Origin of the sequence: Flavobacterium algicola (assembly GCF_022399565.1) — a bacterium.
Taxonomy (GTDB): domain Bacteria; phylum Bacteroidota; class Bacteroidia; order Flavobacteriales; family Flavobacteriaceae; genus Flavobacterium; species Flavobacterium algicola.
This window is the reverse complement of sequence record NZ_JAJTUT010000001.1, coordinates 1,452,969-1,473,618: the sequence shown is the minus strand read 5'-3', so window position 1 is coordinate 1,473,618 and position 20,650 is coordinate 1,452,969. Positions and strand designations below refer to the sequence as shown.

19 protein-coding genes are annotated in these 20,650 nt (G+C 35.1%); 7 read left to right on the top strand and 12 right to left on the bottom strand.

Annotated elements, in window-relative coordinates; all coding sequences use genetic code 11:
• Positions 1-85 precede the first annotated feature (85 nt).
• From LXH21_RS06280 to hemA, 12 genes are all read right to left on the bottom strand, one after another.
• Entirely contained in the window at positions 86-1,432 is a 1,347-nt protein-coding gene (locus LXH21_RS06280) for a DUF5689 domain-containing protein (RefSeq protein WP_239863406.1), read from the bottom strand.
• Between the two features lie 14 nt (positions 1,433-1,446).
• Positions 1,447-4,284, bottom strand: a complete 2,838-nt coding sequence (locus LXH21_RS06275) for a carboxypeptidase-like regulatory domain-containing protein (protein WP_239863405.1) — start codon at positions 4,282-4,284, stop codon at positions 1,447-1,449.
• A 320-nt stretch (positions 4,285-4,604) separates the two neighbouring features.
• Positions 4,605-5,012, bottom strand: coding sequence for a c-type cytochrome (locus LXH21_RS06270; protein ID WP_239863404.1), 408 nt, complete (start codon positions 5,010-5,012; stop codon positions 4,605-4,607).
• 85 nt (positions 5,013-5,097) lie between these two features.
• Positions 5,098-6,096: a porphobilinogen synthase gene (gene hemB / locus LXH21_RS06265; RefSeq protein ID WP_239863403.1), complete on the bottom strand. Its 999-nt coding sequence runs from the start codon at positions 6,094-6,096 to the stop codon at positions 5,098-5,100.
• A gap of 74 nt (positions 6,097-6,170) precedes the next feature.
• Positions 6,171-7,073 (bottom strand): fructose bisphosphate aldolase, encoded by a 903-nt coding sequence (locus tag LXH21_RS06260; protein WP_239863402.1) that lies wholly within the window; start codon positions 7,071-7,073, stop codon positions 6,171-6,173.
• A gap of 36 nt (positions 7,074-7,109) precedes the next feature.
• Positions 7,110-8,033, bottom strand: coding sequence for an oxygen-dependent coproporphyrinogen oxidase (gene hemF / locus LXH21_RS06255; RefSeq protein WP_239863401.1), 924 nt, complete (start codon positions 8,031-8,033; stop codon positions 7,110-7,112).
• Between the two features lie 14 nt (positions 8,034-8,047).
• Positions 8,048-9,094: an OmpA family protein gene (locus LXH21_RS06250; RefSeq protein ID WP_239863400.1), complete on the bottom strand. Its 1,047-nt coding sequence runs from the start codon at positions 9,092-9,094 to the stop codon at positions 8,048-8,050.
• 84 nt (positions 9,095-9,178) lie between these two features.
• Entirely contained in the window at positions 9,179-9,559 is a 381-nt protein-coding gene (locus LXH21_RS06245; protein ID WP_239863399.1) for a hypothetical protein, read from the bottom strand.
• Positions 9,560-9,634: 75 nt separating this feature from the next.
• On the bottom strand, positions 9,635-10,660 hold the full coding sequence (gene hemE, locus LXH21_RS06240; protein WP_239863398.1) for a uroporphyrinogen decarboxylase: 1,026 nt from the start codon (positions 10,658-10,660) through the stop codon (positions 9,635-9,637).
• Positions 10,661-10,710: 50 nt separating this feature from the next.
• Positions 10,711-11,409 (bottom strand): uroporphyrinogen-III synthase, encoded by a 699-nt coding sequence (locus tag LXH21_RS06235; RefSeq protein ID WP_239863397.1) that lies wholly within the window; start codon positions 11,407-11,409, stop codon positions 10,711-10,713.
• Positions 11,409-12,335, bottom strand: a complete 927-nt coding sequence (hemC, locus tag LXH21_RS06230; protein WP_239863396.1) for a hydroxymethylbilane synthase — start codon at positions 12,333-12,335, stop codon at positions 11,409-11,411. Before hemC ends, LXH21_RS06235 begins: the two co-directional genes overlap by 1 nt.
• A gap of 73 nt (positions 12,336-12,408) precedes the next feature.
• On the bottom strand, positions 12,409-13,665 hold the full coding sequence (gene hemA, locus LXH21_RS06225; protein WP_239863395.1) for a glutamyl-tRNA reductase: 1,257 nt from the start codon (positions 13,663-13,665) through the stop codon (positions 12,409-12,411).
• Positions 13,666-13,893: 228 nt separating this feature from the next.
• Here hemA and LXH21_RS06220 point away from each other — a divergent pair, with 228 nt between their 5' ends.
• From LXH21_RS06220 to LXH21_RS06190, 7 genes are all read left to right on the top strand, one after another.
• Entirely contained in the window at positions 13,894-14,766 is an 873-nt protein-coding gene (locus LXH21_RS06220; RefSeq protein WP_239863394.1) for an AraC family transcriptional regulator, read from the top strand.
• Positions 14,767-14,927: 161 nt separating this feature from the next.
• Positions 14,928-15,959 (top strand): ferrochelatase, encoded by a 1,032-nt coding sequence (hemH, locus tag LXH21_RS06215; protein WP_239863393.1) that lies wholly within the window; start codon positions 14,928-14,930, stop codon positions 15,957-15,959.
• Positions 15,960-17,315 (top strand): MATE family efflux transporter, encoded by a 1,356-nt coding sequence (locus LXH21_RS06210; RefSeq protein ID WP_239863392.1) that lies wholly within the window; start codon positions 15,960-15,962, stop codon positions 17,313-17,315.
• A complete protein-coding gene (locus tag LXH21_RS06205) occupies positions 17,302-17,850 on the top strand; it encodes a CopD family protein (protein WP_239863391.1) in 549 nt (182 codons plus the stop codon). The genes LXH21_RS06210 and LXH21_RS06205 overlap by 14 nt, the downstream gene beginning before the upstream one ends.
• 131 nt (positions 17,851-17,981) lie before the next feature.
• Positions 17,982-19,397 (top strand): sensor histidine kinase, encoded by a 1,416-nt coding sequence (locus LXH21_RS06200; RefSeq protein WP_394799569.1) that lies wholly within the window; start codon positions 17,982-17,984, stop codon positions 19,395-19,397.
• An 11-nt stretch (positions 19,398-19,408) separates the two neighbouring features.
• Positions 19,409-20,191: an enoyl-CoA hydratase/isomerase family protein gene (locus tag LXH21_RS06195; RefSeq protein ID WP_239863389.1), complete on the top strand. Its 783-nt coding sequence runs from the start codon at positions 19,409-19,411 to the stop codon at positions 20,189-20,191.
• A 25-nt stretch (positions 20,192-20,216) separates the two neighbouring features.
• Positions 20,217-20,618, top strand: coding sequence for a hypothetical protein (locus LXH21_RS06190; RefSeq protein WP_239863388.1), 402 nt, complete (start codon positions 20,217-20,219; stop codon positions 20,616-20,618).
• Positions 20,619-20,650 lie beyond the last annotated feature (32 nt).

Below are 20,650 nucleotides of genomic sequence, written 5' to 3'. Positions count from 1 at the left end.
AATGTAGTTCATTTAATCAATAGTTAAATTCTAATAAAATCATAAAAATGAATCTACTGTAATTTACAATTCTAATTCCACTACCTTATTTATCGCCATAAATTTGCACATCATCTAGTTGAAAAGCACCATCCAAAGCTGTATTTTTACCAGATCCTATGTATTTGAAAGCTATATTTATCTTACCTGTGTAACCCGATAAATCCACTCCACCAGAACCGATAAATTGATACCAAGGCGTTGTTTGTTGAGGCACGTTGAAACTAGCTTTTACCCAAGTTGCTTTTGAGACATCAAGACCGTCAAAATTTTTAGAAATATATACTTCTAAAGTATTTAATGGGGAATCGACGTCTAAATGATGTTGCGCACTTCTAAAAGTTAGAACTTCGTTTTTGTACACATCCATATCTATTTTTGGTGAAATTAACCACGCAATGTTTGAGTTTACCTTTGTACCACTTATCAAAAATTCAGCACAGCCATTGCCATTATACATTGCCCCTTTCCAAAAAAGTGAACCTGCTTGCACTAAATTGGACCAACCTGGTAGGCTTAAATTACTTTTGTCTGTAACTGTTTGAAAGTCTTCTGTGAAAAACGGCATACCACGAGCAGTCGTCGGTTCTATATCTGCCTCTGAGCGTACAGCTAACTGATAATCTAGTCCAAACTTAGTTAGAACAGCACGGATTTTTACCTTGGTCGTAGGGACAAGATTTGAAGCAAAGCGAGCATAACTACTCGTTCTTAAGTATACTTGATTTCCATTTTTATCTATAAGATACCAATTAGTACCGCCTCCCACATTGTTTGATTCTTCAAAATAATGACGACCAATTGCAGCAGTAGCAAATTGAACATCGTTTAACTCTACTAAAGTATTTAGATTGCTATCTTTTAATAGTTCTGGAATGGTCATTTTCTTAACTAATTGATCATCAGTAAAAGTTACGCAAGAGGGGTGAAGTACGTTTTTATAATCATTCTGCGACAAACGTCCCACCGATGATTCATTATAAGCATTGGCATATATACCTCCAATCCTAAGTCCTCCGTAATAAATGTCAGTATACTGGTTCTTTAATTTTAAGTAAACTTTGTTGCCCAGTCTAAAGTCGACATACAAATTTGAAGCATCCGCTGGAACACTAAACCCAATTGAAGGAGCAGTAGCTGTGGCCAAAGTTTGAAGGTGCAGTGTTTTAAAAAAATTACCGTACTCATCTGTTGAGATTACATAGGCCTCAATTACATCATCATAGGTGTATTGTTTCACCACAGAATTGGCATTCTTTATAACTTCCGAAATAGTTCTATTAATCTCATAGTCGGGCTGATTGCAAATTAATTCAGGTACAGCAACTTCTTCTGGAATACAAGCCGAAAAAGTAAAAATAAAAACGATTGATAAATAAGATAGCGACTTCATAATTCTAGATTTTATTATAAACTAAAGTTGAGGTTAACATAATACGTGCGACCGTATCCCTGAAAATATTTATTAGCAAAAGAAGGTGCGTTACTAGCCAAATCCTGATTACGTTGACGGAAATTAGCATTACGAGCTTGCTCATAACCTCCTGTTTTGTAAGCAGTATCTAAAACATTATTGATGCTAAAAAATAACCCCAGATATTTTTTATGGATGTGCCAAGACTTTCCACCAATGACATTGAGTAATGCTACAGAATCTAATTTTTCTTGTGCCAAAAGAATTTTGGCTGTTTCTTCTGTCGCTTCGGGAAAGACAAAGCCACTAGCAGGATTCGTATAAAAACGACTCGTTCTTGCTATGGGTGAAATATCTACATAACGTGCATCGAGAAAATTAATATTAGAGGCCAACCACCAATAATGTGGATCACGATATTCCATACCAAAACTATAGGCTTGTTGCGGCATACCTGCTAGTTTATAATTTTTAAGTAGTGCTGTACCAAAATCAATAACCGGATTTGGATTGACTACGGTAGCCAACGCATCATTGCTAATAGTAACATTAGGGTTATTTGCATAAACGTATTGACCATATGCAGCTGCAAAAGTTGCTTTTAATGTGGCATTGATATTGTATTCCATACTCCATTCCAGACCTTGATTTCGCTTATTCAAATGAGTTAAAGTCTGTTCAACAAAAGCATTAGTACTTGTATATCCAGCACCATTATCAAAAATCCCTTCGGCATAAAAAAAGGAAGTTTGTGTTGCATTCTCTTGCAACACCGTATAAATAGTAAGTCTTGTTTTTAATTTTGGAGAGCGGTAATAGTAGCTTGCATCAACACTATTAATTGTTTCACTTTCTAAGGAAGGAATAACAACATTGCTAATGCGTGAGTTGGGGAAACTACTTTTTAGAGATGGAGCTTTGGTGAGATGAGCTCCATTTAAGGTTACAGATTGTTTACCTGACAATTTAAAAAGCATACCACCTTTAAAACCAAAGTTTTCAAATTTAAGCTGCTCACTTTTCCCATAGGAATTAGTTTCATAAATTCCGTTTTTATACAATCCTTCTCTTTGATATAATGTATTTGAAAACGATTGGGCTAGGTAGAAATCTACTGTTTTATAAGTGAATTTAAACTGCGTGAATGCATCATATATTTGGGTTAAATAATTAAAATTGTAACCATACGCCTCTCCTTTCATGACTTTTCTGTTGGGATTATTCAAGTCAGATTGCGCATGTGTCCCTTTATAATAAGGATCAAAATCCTCAAAGAACGCACCTCCCAGTAAGTCAATTAGCTTTTGATAGTTATGCGATTTTAATTGAGAAAAAGAACCGCCCGCATTCATAATAACATTATCGTTTATTTGTGTATCAAAGAGACTATTCGCCGTTACAGTGGTGTCATCTGTTCTGTCTTCATAAAGTACATAATGACTTTGCGCGGGCACATAACTTGTAACTTTACCACTAGCGTCAAATACCGGACTTTGATTAGCGCGGTACATTCCGTTCCAATCAATTTGAGGATTTTCTAAAAACTGCAGTCGACTTTTCTCTGCGTTCTCTAAATCTGGAGTAAAAGCGCCTGAATTTTCACCTTGGTCAGGTGCATATAGAGAAAGATAGTAGCTAGGTAATTTTCGATAATAGGTAGGATCAGGACTATTGGCATTTTGATAATCAATGTTACTATTACTTACTTTTCCGGTCTGATACATGATCGAGGACTGTAGATTACTATGATCATTAATATTAAAGTAATGATTCAGCATAAGGATGGGTTCTTCTACAGTTTTGACCCTCGCATTTCTTTGTTTGCCGTCTAACAATCCCCAGTAAGAATTGTAATTTTTGGGAGTGAGCTGCAAAACTTCATCGGTATTGGGCGAATTTTTACCTCTAGAATTTGGCGTATAAAAACCAGAGAAGTTAATGGAATGCTGATCATTTAATTTCTTTTCGACACCTATAAACACCGAATTCCCATCGTAGGTTGTGCCATCAAAATAACCTTCATCTGCCCAACGTTTTCCTGCAGAAATGATATACGCCCAGCCGTTTGACTGTAATCCCGAAGCATGAGTAACTATCGTTCGCCAATTGTAATTGGTATTTGTTCCTGAGAAAGTGATACGCGTTCCTTTTCTGTAAATTGAAGCTCTAGTATTGATTTCTTGCGCTCCCAAAACACCACCAAAACTATAGTCTGATGCAGCTGTTCCTATTGTTAATTCTTGATTTCGTGTCACATCGTTGAGTCCGCCCCAGTTTCCCCACTGTGGTCGACCATCATAAACCTTGTTCATTTTGATGCCATTGATAAGAGTTGTCGCTTGCTCACTATCTAGACCACGCATTCTAAATCGCGCTGCACCCCAATTAAAAGCTGCAGCTTGTTGAAAAGCATCCTTAGTTGATTGTAGTAAAACGGAAGTATTTTCAGAACTGCCATTATCATCCTGTACTTCTTCATCTAGAAGACGGATTGTATTACTCTGCTGATCAGTAATAATATCCTCTTCAAGTGCGAGAGAACCTAATTGTAAATGCTCACCTTTGGCAATCACAATAGACAATAAGACATCTTTATACCCTTGACTGTGTGCAGACAGTAAATAGTCACCCGCTTCATCAACTTCGATAGCAAAATTACCATTGGAATTTGTTAACTGCATCCAAACAGTATTTTGTAATGTAACAACAACAGATGATAAAGGCTGCGCCGATTTTGAATCTAAAATGGTTCCTGAAACTTGAGCTTTACTCTGAGAATAAAGAAATAGATAGGGAAAACTTATAAAGAAAGTAAGCAATGGTATTCTCATAAACAGATCTCAATTTGAAAACGATACACAATTCAATAAATAATCATAGGCTTCATCAAAGGAGGGAAGTCATTATAAATTAAATTTGTCTTTTGAAAATGAGTTGCTACTTATATAACTTAGAGGTATTTACAACAGAATACTAATGTAGATAAAAAACAATAACCTTGTAAAAAAAAATTAAAATATTTAACCGTAGTATCAAAACTAAATAGAGAGTTCAAAATAGTTACTTAAATTAATAAAAAAATAAGATTTAGAGTAGATAAAAAAAGGAGTGAATTTCTACATTCACTCCTTTTTTACTTCATTATACAACATTACTTGCTGTAGATATAAGCCTCTAAGTTTTTTAACTCATCATCGGTCATCGCTTTTGTGATCGCAAAATTAGCTTTCATAATTTCATATTGACTTGGATCAACAATAGGCTCTGCATCGTCTTTCAAAAAAGAAATAATATCCCCACCCTTCTCTTTATAAACCGCAGCAATCTCTTGCACGCTTGGTCCTATCAATTTAGCGTCTACCTTATGGCAGGATACGCAATTACCTTTTCCGTTAAAAATCATTTCTCCCAATTGCTCGGGCGTTTGCGTCTCTGCCGCCATTCCTTCAGAGGAAGCTTCTGTATTTGCGGCTGGTTCTTGTTTTCCAAAAGATTCTTCTTCTTGTTTCTTACAAGACATCGCCAGAAAAAGTAGTCCAAAAATTATAATTTTTATCATGATATCGTTATTTATATTATCAAAGCTATTGTTTAAAATTGTTATATCCGATGATAATTATCAGTCCAACAGAAAATTAAAACTTTTATTTTTGGTTTAATAATATCGCAGCCTCTTTTGCAAAATAAGTCGAAATTAAACTAGCTCCTGCTCTTTTAATACACATTAATTGCTCCATCATGATAGCGTCATTATCTAACCAACCTTTTTCTGCAGCGGCTTTGATCATGGCGTATTCCCCTGAAACATGGTATACAGTCACAGGTACATTAACTGCATTTTTTACTTCACGTACTATATCTAGGTAAGCTATACCTGGTTTTACCATTACCATATCTGCTCCCTCTTCCACATCCCAAATTGCTTCCTTAATCGCCTCAATACGATTGGCATAGTCCATTTGATATGTTTTTTTATCCTTTGGTACTACAACATCCGATTCTCTCGGTGCGCTGTCTAATGCATCGCGGAAAGGACCATAAAATGCGGAGGCATATTTAGCCGAATAACTCATAATTCCTACGTTATAAAATCCTGCAGCGTCAAGCCCTTGGCGCAATCGCAGTACACGACCGTCCATCATATCAGAAGGCGCAACGAAGTCGGCTCCTGCTTGCGCATGTGAAACTGCCATTTTTACTAGTGCATCATTTGTTGATTCATTTTCGACATCTCCATTAGCAATTATTCCGTCATGACCATAAACAGAATAGGGGTCTAATGCCACATCCGGCATTACAATCATTTCTGGACACGCTTTTTTTATTGCACGAATGGTATTTTGCATCAATCCATCTGAATTCCAAGCTTCTTTACCAGTATTGTCTTTTAAATTTTCACTTACTTTTACATAAATATTAACTGCTCGAATTCCTAAATCGTATAATTCTTTGACCTCTTTAATTGTCAAATCTAATGAGCGGCGAAAGATACCAGGCATTGAGGGGATGGCAACTTCTACATTTTCTCCTTCTGCAACAAACATAGGAAACATAAAGTCAGATGGACTCAATGTCGTTTCACGTACTAAAGAACGAATGGACTCATTGGTTCTTAATCTTCTACCTCTTTGTAATGGAAACATATTTTATATTTAAATTTTCATTTATAGATTATCTTCTAAAGCGCTATTATTCTTATGACTAATTACTTCTTTTACTACGTTATAGATGCTTGATAAATTTCGCTAATACTTTGATCAATCATCGTATTAAAATCATCGTTAGATTGATCAGCAGTTAAGCCCTCAGCTAACGCTCTCGAGAAACTTGCAATTGATCCATGATTAGCAGCTAATTTTCTATTGGCTTCCTCTTTTGAATAGCCGCCTGATAATGCCACCACACGAACAACATTTGGATGCAATTGTAATTCGCCATAAAAGTTATCAATCTCAGGAAGTGTTAATTTTAAAATTACCTTTACCCCTTCGTCTAGCGCGTCAAGATGCTGTTTTAGTTCAGCTTTTAAGATTTCTTCGGCTTTTACTTTATCACTACTATTGATGTCAATTTCTGGTTCAATGATAGGCACCAATCCTTTTTCAAAAATTTGAAGGCCAGTCATAAATTGTTGCTTGACTACGTTGTGAATTCCTCTACTGTTTGCCTCCTTAATAAAAGAGCGCATTTTAGTTCCAAAAATATTTCTCTCAACAGCACGACTTAACAAAGCGTCTAGATTTGTGATGGGTTTCATTATTTGAACCCCGTCACTAAGCTCAGATAAACCTTTGTCAACTTTTAAAAATGGTACTATCCCTTTTTTATCCCAAAGATAATCTGCGGTCCATTCTCCATCAATTTTTCGGTCCATTGTGTTTTCAAACAATATTGCACCAATTATATATGTACTATTAAATTTTGGACTCTTAATAATACGTGTTCGCATTTCATGAACAAGAGAATACATTTCCTCATCATTTGCAAATCTACTTTCTTCAATGCCATATTGAGCAAGTGCCTTTGGTGTACTACCGCCACTTTGATCTAATGCAGCAATAAATCCATTACCAGAATTCATTCTCTCTAACTGTGCTGAATATTTCTCTCTTCTATCCATCTTATTAATGTTTAGGTTAAATAGCTTTACGCTAATTTAAACCCAATCCCTTGGATATTCTAGTACTTTAACTAAATTTTGTTCTTCGCTCCCTTCCTCTGGATGATGATCATAAACCCATTGTACATGCGGTGGCAAAGACATCAAAATAGATTCAATTCTTCCATTAGTTTTTAGGCCGAATAAAGTCCCTTTATCGTGAACCAGATTGAACTCGACATATCGCCCGCGACGAATTTCTTGCCATGTTTTTTGTGCTGGTGTATAAGGCAACTCTTTTCTTTTCTCTACAATTGGCACATAAGCCTGAAGGAAACTATTCCCCACTTCAGACACAAAGTTGAACCAATCTTCCATTTTCATTTCTTCTGTTTCTTTGCAATAATCAAAGAACAAACCTCCTATTCCACGGGCTTCATTGCGATGTGCGTTCCAGAAATAAGTATCGCATTGCTTTTTATATTTTGGATAAAAATCAGGATTGTACTTATCGCAAGCTGTTTTACAGGTTTGGTGAAAATGAGTTGCATCATCTTCAAATAAATAGTACGGAGTTAAATCTTGACCACCACCAAACCATTGTTGAATTACTTTTCTTGGACTTGTACTTAGCTCTGTCGAAGTATCGTACATTTCAAAATAACGCCAATTGGCATGAACGGTAGGCACCATAGGGTTCTTTGGATGTAAAACCAAACTTAGTCCGCATGCAAAAAAATCAGCTTCGCCTACGCCAAACATCTTTTGCATAGCTTCAGGCAATTTTCCGTGAACGGCTGAGATATTGACACCGCCTTTTTCAAAAACGTTCCCGTTCTCGATTACACGTGTGCGTCCACCGCCACCTTCTGGGCGTTCCCATAAGTCTTCTTTAAATTTGGCTTGACCATCGACAGCTTCTAATCCTGCAACGATGGTATCTTGAAGGTTTTGTATGTAGGTAAAAAATTTATTTTTCATTCTATATTTCTATTTTAAAACTTCACCAATTCGACTCTGCGGTTTTTAGCTTTGTTTTCTTCTGTGGTATTGGTAATCAACGGTTTTTCAGCACCAAATCCTATTACTTTTAAACGGTTTATATCTATTCCTTTTCCAGCTAGAGCATACATCACTGTATTTGCTCTATCGGCTGACAACTGCTTATTATGCTCCACACTTCCACTATTGTCTGTATGTCCCTCGATTGATAGTTTTAGTTTTGAATTATTTGTTAATAAGGCAAAAATCTCATCAACATTCTTTTGCCCGTCTTGTTGTAAAGTGGCTTTATCTGTATCGAAATTAATATGCAAAACCGCTTTCCCTTTGGTTTCAATTTCTTTTTGCATTTCTGAAGCAGTTGGTGCTTTAATGGTTTGCTTAAAACCTTCTAATGCTATAATTCCTATTTCAGAATGCGCAGAATTAGAACCCAACTGAAAAAATATTTTTCCGTTTTTATGATTCAAAGCATAATTCCGAACTGGATTGTCATAAGGACTTCCGGCACTTTGAATGTATTTGTATGCTGCTTTTTCTTCTGTTTGCTGCAGCGAATCTAACTTCTCTGCAGGTATTTTGCCTTCAAATACTAAAACCGCTCCTATTTTCTTCAAATAATTATCAACGCTCTTATCAAATTTTAATTGATTAAACTCAGCATTTACATCTTTCATAATCAAATACAAACTAGCTTTTTTCCCTTCAGCGCTAAAAAAAGAATTGCCATTATAGATATACAATTTATTGAAATCGAAAAAATTTGTCATTCCGTTTTTAGCAACTTCTATACTTCCCTCTTCTTTAACAATAAAGCCTTCTGGCGCAGATATATAAGGAAAAACGCCTATGTCTGCTGTTGATTCTGGTATTTTTGACCAATCAAATGTTTCTAATAGTAATGATTCTTTTGCTGTTGTCTTTAAATCAGTAATTAGTGTATCAGTTGTACTACTTTCAGCTTCCTGAACAGCAGTATTTTCTTTTTTACAGCAACATAGCATTACACTCATACATGCAATAGTTAGAATATTTTTCATTTTAGTTTTCTTAATAGTTATACCTAACTAAATTAGGACCTAAAATTTCAAAAAAGTTACTCTAGCATTAAATATAAGTTACCGCTACATTATTTTTTTCAGATTGTTAATCTTCCTTGCAATCTCAAACGAGAACGTCTTACTATCTACCTGAATACGTTCGTAAATAGATAAGGCTTTTGCTTTATAGTCAAACTGATTCCCAATTGAATAACCTATTAAGAAATCAGCAAATTGTTCCTTTTGCTCCCAATCCATTTCGTACTTATCTAACAATTTAATCAAATCTTTCTCTTCAATTTGGTCAAGAATAGCGGTTGTTAAACCAAAATCTGTCAATTGATTATCAATTAAACTTGTGTCTTCAATGTTCCAAAATTTGGGTACAAAAACCAAAGAAAGTAAAGTGGCCAACATATTGTCGATCTTTACTTTCGTCTCGTCTCTTATTCCTTTGCTTAGCATGTTTTTTTGAGTTTTCAGTGCCAGTCATAGTTTTAAGTTACAAAGAACTGAAAACTGTGACTGCAAACTTCTTTACTATTGTCCGTATTCTTTCACAGCATCAATGAATGCCTTGGCGTGATCTACAGGGATATTTGGTAGAATACCGTGACCTAAATTCACAATGTATTTGTCTTTACCAAATTCGTCAATCATTTCGTGAACCATTTTCTTGATCACCGGAATTGGTGATAACAATCTTGATGGGTCAAAATTTCCTTGTAAAGTAATGTTTCCGCCAGAAAGATATCTTGCATTTCTAGGCGAGCAAGTCCAGTCTACTCCTAATGCAGAAGCGCGGCTTTTTCCCATTTCGCCAAGAGCAAACCAACATCCTTTTCCGAAAACAATTACCGGAGCGTCATCAGCAAGTGCTTCAACGATTTGGTTAATGTATTTCCAAGAAAATTCTTGATAGTCTACTGGAGATAACATTCCGCCCCAAGAGTCAAAAATTTGAACGGCATTTACTCCCGCTTTTACTTTTTCTTTTAGGTATAAAATAGTGGTATCTGTAATTTTTTGCAATAAAACGTGTGCTGCTTCTGGATATTGAAAACAGAATCCTTTGGCTTTATCAAAGCTTTTAGACCCTTGTCCTTCTACTGCGTAACACATAATTGTCCAAGGCGAACCTGCGAATCCAATTAATGGCACCTCATCATTCAACATTTCCTTAGTCAATTTAATCGCGTCAAAAACGTATCCTAATGTTTCGTGAACATCAGGCACAATTACGCGCTCTACATCTTGAATGGTACGAATAGGATTTGGTAAATAAGGACCAAAATTTGGTTTCATCTCTACATCAATTCCCATGGCTTGTGGAATCACTAAAATATCTGAGAATAAAATCGCTGCATCTGGAGCTATTCTACGAATAGGTTGTACGGTGATTTCGGCAGCCAACTCTGGAGTTTGACAGCGAGTGAAAAAATCATATTTATCACGCAATGCGATAAATTCTGGTAAATACCTACCAGCTTGACGCATCATCCATACAGGTGGGCGTTGAACTGTTTCTCCTTTTAATGCTCTTAAAAACAAGTCATTTTTTAACATAATTCAATATTTTTTATTCGCCGTCGCAACGGTTAAGGGATTTTCGAAAATTAGATTGTTGGCTCGATTGTTTCTTCTGGATTGTAATAATCCATCACTTCTACAATAACATCTTCAATTGTTGGAATCTCCGCAATAACGATGTTTTTAATTTTATTATCTTCCAAAGCTTTTGCTGTGGTAGTACCCACGCAAAAACAAATTTCTTTTTTTATCTTATTATTGCTCAAATAACTTTCTACAGCAGAAGGACTGAAGAACATGATTCCGTCAAAATTTTCTTGATCTGATATTTTAAAAGGAGCTAAAGTTGTTTGGTAAACCTCAATTTCGTTAAAAATAACTCCAGCCTCCTTTAAAGCCTGAGGTAGGGTCTCTTTTCGCAGGTTCCCGCTAAAAAAAGTATAGTTCTCTTTACTATAGATTAAAGTAATGATTTCAGCCAATTCAGAGGCGTAGTCCATATATACTGCAACCGAAAAACCATTTTGTTCTAGTAAATCTTTAGTTTTAATCCCAACGCAAAAAACCGTTTTAGTTTTTAAGACTTCCCAATCAGTTTGCTCCATTAAACTCAAAACTGCATTTTGACTGCTAAATATCAAATTGTCATTGATTTTATCCAATACAAAAAGATTATTTTTTATTTCGATAAAATCTTGCTCTAGTAAGTCAAAATCAGCATCGATAAATACTTGTCTTTGCTCTGCAGATAATGTTTTGGTTGATAAAATGCTTATTTGACTCATTATTTTTTCAAGTTATTTTTAATTTCTATCATCAATTTTGTTCCACCATTATTCAAAACTTCTTGAGCTGAGTAGAATCCCAATTTTTTCCATTCTTCGATAGGAACAATTTTATCTACCTCTAATTTTTCTTTTCCGTCTAGCGAAAATAAAACTCCTTGAAAATGAATGGTATCTTCTTCATCATTATAAGTTGCCAAAGCACCAATTGGCGCTGTACAACCTCCTTCTAACGTTTTCAAAAACTGACGCTCAATATAAGTACAGATTTCTGTCTCAATATCATTTAAGTTTGAGAGAGCATCAAGTGTAAAGTTGTCATTCCCCATCCCTACAACGAGCATAGCACCTTGTGCAGGCGCAGGGATCATCCAATCTAGAGCAATGTGATTTTCGGGATTTAAATTGATACGTTCTAGTCCTGCGGCAGCAAATACGGCCCCATTCCAGTCGTTGTCTGCCAATTTTTGCATTCGCAAATTGACATTACCTCTTAAGTCAACCACTTTGTGATTTGGATACTTATTTAACCATTGTGCTTGGCGACGCAAACTACCGGTGGCAATTGTTCCGTTGCCCTCTAAAAAATCCAATGTACCTTTGTAGGCCAAAATATCAACCGTATTAGCTCTCTCCAAAACAGCAGCTTGTACAATACCAATCGGTAATGCAGTAGGCACGTCTTTCATAGAATGCACAGCGATATCAACAGCACCATTAATCATGGCAACATCAAGAGTCTTAGTAAAAATTCCAGTGATTCCTAATTCGTATAAAGGTCTGTCAAGTATGACATCTCCCGTAGATTTTACAGCTACAATTTCAGTTTTATAACCTAGGTCATTCAGTTTTTTCTCTACTGTATGTGCTTGCCAAAGTGCAAGTTCGCTATCACGGGTACCTATACGTATTGTTTTATCTGCCATTTTTATGTATTGATTTCAAAACAAGTTTATTGTAGTAAACTATTGAGAAATAAGTTTCGTTAATTGTTATTCCCTACTTTACCAAAGCATCAATTTTGAAAACTTTTTCAATCCATTGAATACTTTCATCTACCATAGTACTCTCATCTTTTAAGTGATTAGCAAAGTGAGTGGTAATTTTTTGAATAATTCTAGCACTTATAATCTCCGCTTGTTCTTCATTGAATCCTGCAATTTTTTTACTTTGAAAGTTTAATTCTGCAGTTTTTATATCGTTCAGTTTTGCTTTCAACGCATTGATTGTTGGAGCAAACTTGCGTCCTTTTGTCCAAGTGATAAATTCTTCTTTTATCTCCTCAATAATAGCCTCGGCATGCGGTATGTGTTTTTTTCTATTCTCTATAGTTTCATCTGTCAATTGAGACAAATAATCCATGTGTATTAAAGTAACTCCTTCTAACTCTTCAACATCTTCATTTACATTCTTAGGAATCGATAAATCTAAGATCAACAGTGGTTTCTTTAAATTTAAAATAGCCTTATCAACAGTAGGATTTTGTGCACCTGTAGCGACTACCAAAACATCAGCTCTTTGTAATTCTAAATGCAACTCTGAATAATCTCTAACAATTAAGTTTAATTTACCTGCCAGCTTTTCTGCTTTATCTTTCGTTCTATTTATTAGAGTGATGTGCTCGTTTTTGGTGTGTTTAACCAAATTCTCGCAAGTATTTCGACCGATTTTACCCGTTCCAAAAAGCAAGATATTCTTATTACCTATATCTTCTACATTTTTAAAGATGTATTGTACGGCAGCAAAAGCAACTGATGTCGCACCTGAACTAATTTCAGTATCTGTTTTGATTTTTTTGCTTGCTTGAATCACAGCATTTACTAAACGCTCCATAAAAGTATTTACAAGCCCCAAAGCTTTTGCATGGATGAAACTAGTTTTAATTTGTGCAATAATTTCGAAATCTCCTAAAATTTGACTGTCTAAGCCTGTACCAACTTTGAAGATATGACTGATAGCTTCATTATTTTTATATACAAAACCGACAGATTGAAATTCTTCTACGGTACCATTACTGTTTTCGCAAATCAATTTAATTAATTGAAAAGGATGTTCTGCAAAACCATAAATCTCTGTTCGATTACAAGTAGAAGTAACCACCAAACTTTCGATGCCTTCCTCTTTTGCTTGTTCCAAAAGACGAGTTTTAGCAAGAGAATCTAAACTAAACTTACCTCTGGTTGCAGCATCTGCTTTTTTGTAGCTCAATCCAACGGCGTAAAAATAGTGTTGTTTTGATGTGTGGTTGTTTTCCATAATTGCACTTTTCAAGAAAGTGACGCAAAATTATCACTATAGCTTTGATAAAAACAACGCTAGAAGTTCTTTTTATGTCGCTATATGTTTTTTTGACTAAAAACGGCTATTTTTTTATAATTATTCCTATTTTTGTACTATAATCAGGTGGCAACAACTGTCTTATTTAGATTCTTTCCAAATAAAACAACCTGATATTTGTCATCTTTACACAAAAAAAATGTCGCTATGGGTTCACAAGAAATTATAAAGATTGAAGATGATTTTATACTTATCCGGTTCCAAAATGATGGTGCGCAACCTTTCTTAGGACAACATGAAATTGACAGCGGGATGATACAGTTTCACTTTGGATTAAAAGGAAACGCAAAGTTTCTATTCAATCAAGGAAGTTATGTTTTAGAACTAAAGGAAGAAAAGTCATTACTACTTTACAACCCACAGAAAGAGCTGCCAATAAATTTGGAATTAGCGCCAAATTCGTGGGCTATCTCTTTGATTGTTTCGATTAAAAAATTTCATGCCTTATTTTCTTCAGAAGCCAATTATATTACTTTTTTAAGTGGAGATAATAAAGACAAAAAATATTATAATGAAGGTAACATCAGCCCATCAATGGCAATTGTATTAAGCCAATTATTTCATTATAATTTACATCCTTCGATAAAGAAATTGTATTATAAGGGTAAAGGTTACGAACTTTTGAGTCTGTATTTTAATCGCACCGAAGATCCAAATGCAGAACAATGTCCATTTCTTACAGATGAAGACAATGTTATAAAAATTCGAAAAGCAAAAGAAATCATTATTTCAAACATGTCGGAACCACCCGGCTTACAAGAACTGGCTGACCAAATAGGATTGAACTTGAAAAAGTTGAAAATGGGTTTCAAACAAATTTATGGAGACACAGTTTATGGTTTTCTATTTGATTACAAAATGGATTTTGCTCGAAAATTACTCGATAGCGGCTCCTATAATGTTAATGAAGTAGGATTGAAAATTGGATATAGCACTGGTAGTCATTTTATAGCTGCATTTAAAAAGAAATTTGGCACTACACCCAAAAAGTATTTAATGTCGATTAATCCCGCCACTTAGCAGTATCGATTTTGAGTATTAAACAATAAATAAAAATGAGTTAATTGCAAGTAGACAACAAAGTCATTACTGTATTTTTGCAATTCATTATTAGAGACACCAATTCTTTCTACAAGTAGAATTATAGAAAGTTTTAATTTAAAATATAAAGTATTAGAAATATGAAAGGCGTATTATTAGTAAACTTAGGGTCACCAGAAAGTCCGACTCCAAAAGATGTAAAACCGTATTTGGATGAGTTTTTAATGGATAAATATGTGATTGATGTTCCATTTTTGTTGCGTGCTTTACTAGTACGAGGTATTATTTTGCAAACAAGACCTAAAAAATCTGCTGCTGCGTATGCTAAAATATGGTGGGACGAAGGTTCTCCCCTAGTAGTGATCTCAAAAAGAATGCATGCCAAAGTAAAAGAACTAGTAGATGTACCTGTTTCACTAGCGATGCGCTACGGTAATCCTTCTTTGTTGTCTGGCTTACTAGAATTACATAATAAAGGTGTAGATGAAGTTATGCTTTTCCCGTTGTACCCACAACACGCTATGGCCTCTACAACAACAATTGTAGAACTAGCCGAAGAATTGCGTAAAAAGCATTTCCCAACAATGAAGTTTACACATGTTCCTGCTTTTTACAACAAACCAGACTACATTAAAAATTTAGCAGATTCTATAAAAGGGCATCTTAGTGGTTTTAATTATGATCATCTTTTATTTTCATACCACGGTATTCCCGAACGTCACATACGTAAAACGGATATTACAAAATCACATTGCAAAATAGATGGATCTTGTTGCAACACGCCATCACCTGCTCATGAGTTTTGCTACCGTCATCAATGTTATGAAACAACCAAGCAAGTTGTCAAATTATTAGGCATACCCGAAGGAAAATACAGCCAAACCTTTCAATCTAGGTTAGCTGGTGACAAATGGCTTACACCTTATACTGATGTAGAGGTAAATAAAATGCCTGAAAAAGGAATTAAAAAATTGGCCGTTGTAACCCCTGCTTTTGTATCTGATTGCCTTGAAACATTGGAAGAAATTGCAATGGAAGCCAACCACGAATTTAAAGCGCACGGTGGCGAAGAATTTCTCGCTGTTCCTTGTTTAAATGATGGTGACGAATGGTGTCAAACAGTTAGCAATTGGATTAAAGAATGGGCTGTTGCCGAAAAAAGCATCGTATAAATGGCCGTATCAGCCGAGGAATTAGGAACGCAAGACATAAAGAAACTCTTGGTAAAACAAGCTGTTCCAGCATCTGTAGGGATTCTATTTCTTTCGGTTAACATTTTAATAGATACTATTTTTGTAGGCCAGTGGATAGGTTCTTTAGCTATCGCTGCAGTCACAGTTGTATTGCCTATCACTTTTTTAATTTCCTCTTTGGGAATGGCTATTGGTGTAGGTGGTGGATCTGTACTATCACGAGCTTTGGGCTCACAAGACAAAGAAAAAGCAGAAACTACGTTTGCAAATCAAATTACAATGACACTACTATTATCAGTAGTGTTTTTGATATTATGCGTTTTTTATAGCGAAAGCGTTTTACTTCTTTTTGGTGCCAAAGGTTCTATAATGCAACTGGCAGAAGAATTTTTCTATCCGATTCTTTTTTCTGTACCTTTTTTGGCCTTGTGTATGATGGGAAATAATATTATTCGAGCCGAAGGAAAAGCAAAGTTTGCTATGATTGCGATGATCATTCCTGCTTTGGTAAATATTGGTTTGGATATCGTTTTTATCAAATTAATGAATTTAGGAATGTTTGGAGCCGCTATGGCGACTACCATTTCTTACATTATGTGTTTCTTATTTGTTCTTTGGTTCTTTTTATACAAAAGTGATTTAAAACTAAAAGCGAGGCATTTCAAATTAAACTTTTCTATCGTTAAGGAAATTACCGAATTGAGTTTTGTAACCTTCTCTAGGCAAAGTGTAATAAGCATTTTGGCGATCATAATTAATCATACGTTGTATGATTACGGTGGTGAGCAGTCTATCGCAGTTTATGGTATCGTGAGCAGAATGTTAATGTTTGCTTTGTTCCCAATCTTAGGCATTACACAAGGATTTATACCGATTGCAGGCTACAATTACGGAGCAAAAAATTACTTGAGAGTGAATGAGAGTATCATGATCTCCATAAAATACGCAGCGATATTAGCAACTGTGATATACGTTTTCATTCTCTATTTCACATCAGAGATTGTAGCAATATTTACTCATGATGTAATGGTAAATGCCAATACGACCACCGCTTTGAGATGGGTTTTTGCAGCTTCTCCTATTATTGCTATTCAATTAATTGGTGCTGCTTACTTCCAAGCTGCTGGAATGGCCAAAAAAGCATTGTTACTTACTCTAAGTAAGCAAGGTTTTTTCTTAATTCCGCTTATACTTATACTACCAAACTTTTTCGGTATTTTTGGTGTTTGGGTTGCATTCCCAATTGCAGATACCTTATCTACCCTGCTAACCGCATATTATCTTAGAAGAGAAATGAATTTACAAAAAATAAAGACTTCAGATGGAATATTATAATTATCTCAAATCATTACACCTCATCTTTGTAATCACTTGGTTTGCCGGCTTGTTTTATATCGTACGTTTGTTTGTATACCAAATTGAAGCTGCCGATAAACCATCACCTGAAAAAGAAATATTACAAAAGCAATACAAAATTATGACGTATCGTTTATGGTACATCATTACTTGGCCATCGGCTGTATTGGCCAGCATATTCGCATTTTGGATGCTCCTTTTTACCCCTATGGGTAATGCTTGGTTACAAATGCCTTGGATGCATGTAAAACTTGGCTTTGTTTTTGTGCTGTATTTATACCATGGAAAATGCCAGCAAATTTTCAAACAGTTGCAAAATGATGAAGTAAAGTACACAACTAACTTTATGAGACTTTGGAATGAAGGAGCAACCATAATACTTTTTGCAGTAGTTTTTCTAGTAGTTTTAAAAAATGCAGTGAATTGGATTTACGGTGTAATTGGAATTTTTGCATTTTCGATGATTATTATGTTAGGATTTAAATTCTACAAACGTATTCGAGAAAAAAAGTAATTAGGAATTAGTGAATTGCATATCTCCATTGCACTTTTACTGTTTACTAATTACTATTCACTAATCACAATAAAATGCTTAAAGACTTTAAAATAGCAATGCTTTCGCTGCAAATCAGGATTTTCCTTTCGATGATTGTAGTGATTATTGTAGCATCTGCGTTATTGGCTTCTATATCCATAATTCAGTTTAAAAATGAAGCCAAAGAATACCATCAAGAACGACTAGAACGTAAAGAAAACGCAGTACGAGAACATATAAATTATGTACTTGCCACTACGACATACCCGCTTACCACAGATAATTTAGATTTAATATTTAAAGATAAAATTCACGAGTTAGCTCACATTCATAATATTGAAATAAATATTTATAGCTTGAATGGAATACTACTTAAAAGTTCAAAAGAAACTTTTTCTGTCGATAAATCTGCCGTTCCCATTCCCAAATACATTCTTAAACTCGTTCGCTCGTCTATCGAAAAACGATATGTAGATATCAAAACCATTAACAGTATAAAAAATCGTTCTTCCTATACTCAAATTAAGGACGACAAATTCAAACCATTAGGAATTTTGAACCTTCCTTACATAGAGGACGACGGTTTTTATGACAAGGAATTACAAAGTTTCTTGATTCGCTTAGGACAAGTATATTCCTTAATGCTTATCGTTGCCTTTGCATTGGCTTACTTTTTATCCTCGTACATCACAAAATCTCTCAAAACAATTTCAGATAAGATGAACGAAACTACGCTTAGCCAGAAAAACAAAAAAATAGTTTTAGCTGCAAGTAGTAAAGAAATTAACTCTTTAATTTCGGCCTACAATCGAATGGTTGACGAACTTGAGATTAGCGCTGTAAAACTAGCGCAAGGAGAACGAGAAGAAGCTTGGCGCGAAATGGCAAAACAGGTAGCACATGAGATTAAGAACCCTTTGACTCCCATGCGATTAACAGTACAAAGTTTTGAACGAAAATTCAACCCTAGTGATCCTGAAATTATTCAGAAGATGAAGGACTACTCTGATACGCTTATTCAACAAATTGACACAATGAGTGCTGTGGCATCTGCATTTTCGAACTTTGCCTCTATGCCTGCTCAACAAAATGAAACATTGAATGTAGTCGAAGTTGTCGAGCTAACCCTAGACATTTTTAATGAAGACCATATAATCTTTAACGCAGAATCTCCTGTAATAATTTCGAAAATAGACCGTACGCAGTTGATTCGAATAATTACCAATTTGGTTAAAAATGCTATTCAATCTATTCCTGAGGATCAGGAAAATAAAACCGTAATTGTTGGTATAAAGAGCGAAAATGACAAAGTACTGATCACTGTAAAAGATTTTGGAATCGGTATAAAACCAGAAGATAGCGCACGTGTATTTGAGCCAAAATTTACCACCAAAAGTAGCGGAATGGGATTGGGCTTGAGTATTATCAAAAACATCATTGAAAATTACAAAGGAACAATTATCTTTGAGTCAACCTATGGTGAAGGAACTCGTTTTACGGTTTCATTGCCCATTATTAACTCCTAAAAAGTTTGATTATGGTCTATAACACAATATTAGTTGAGACAAAAGAGAAAATAGCAACGATTACCATCAATCGTCCAAACAAATTAAATGCACTAAATAAAGAAACCATTTCTGAGTTGCATGAAGCTTTTAAATCATTAGAACAAAGCACAGAAACTCGCGTAATTCTATTAACGGGATCTGGTGAAAAAGCATTTGTTGCTGGTGCTGATATAGCTGAATTTGCTAACTTTTCAGAAGAAGATGGCGCCAAATTAGCAGCGCATGGTCAAGAGCTATTATTTGACTTTGTTCAAAATTTAAAAAAACCGGTTATAGCTGCTATAAATGGCTTTGCTCTGGGCGGCGGACTTGAACTTGCAATGGCTTGCCACATTCGAGTAGCATCTGAGAATGCAAAAATGGGATTACCAGAAGTTACTTTAGGTTTACTTCCTGGTTACGGTGGTACACAGCGTTTGCCGCAGTTGGTAGGAAAAGGCCATGCGATGGAGATGATTCTTACCGCAGGAATGATTACAGCTGATGAGGCACTTAAAATTGGACTCGTAAATCATGTAGTTACCCAGGCAGAACTGCTTTCTTTTTGTGAAGATATTGCCTTAAAAATTGTAAAAAATGCACCACTAGCCATAAGTAAAGCGATCAATGCGATCAATGCTAATTTTAAGGATGGTGAAAACGGTTTTGAAACAGAGATCAAATCATTTGGGCAATCATTTGCTACAAAAGATTTCAAAGAAGGTACTACAGCATTTTTAGAAAAAAGAAAAGCACAATTTACTGGAGAATAAATTATACATTATAATATAACAACTTATGTCATTCAACCCCCTATTTGCTGAATTTTGGGAAAAAGTTACCGAAAGTGTTCACAACGGTACTTATGCCAAATTAACTTTGGCAAAAACCATTGGCGATACCGAACTTAAAAACATCTATATCAGGCCTGTACTTGAAGGTGAAACCGCTTTCAAAATGTCGGTTATCAAGAAATACAAAACCGAAGAAGTAGAGAGTTTTCATTCTCTTGATGACACGTTTGCTGTTTTGGCTCCTTATATGAACAATCCCTTTTTGACGGCTTTATTATTTACAACCGAGAAAGATTTGACTTTCAAACTAAATAAAAAGAGAGTTGCGAGTATCATAGAACAAGCTCCTACTTTTAAAAATGCTTCTGATGTTACTATTGAAATGAAAGAGAAAGGGATCATCTAGTAAATACAGCTGCCGTTTATCTTTTAAAAACC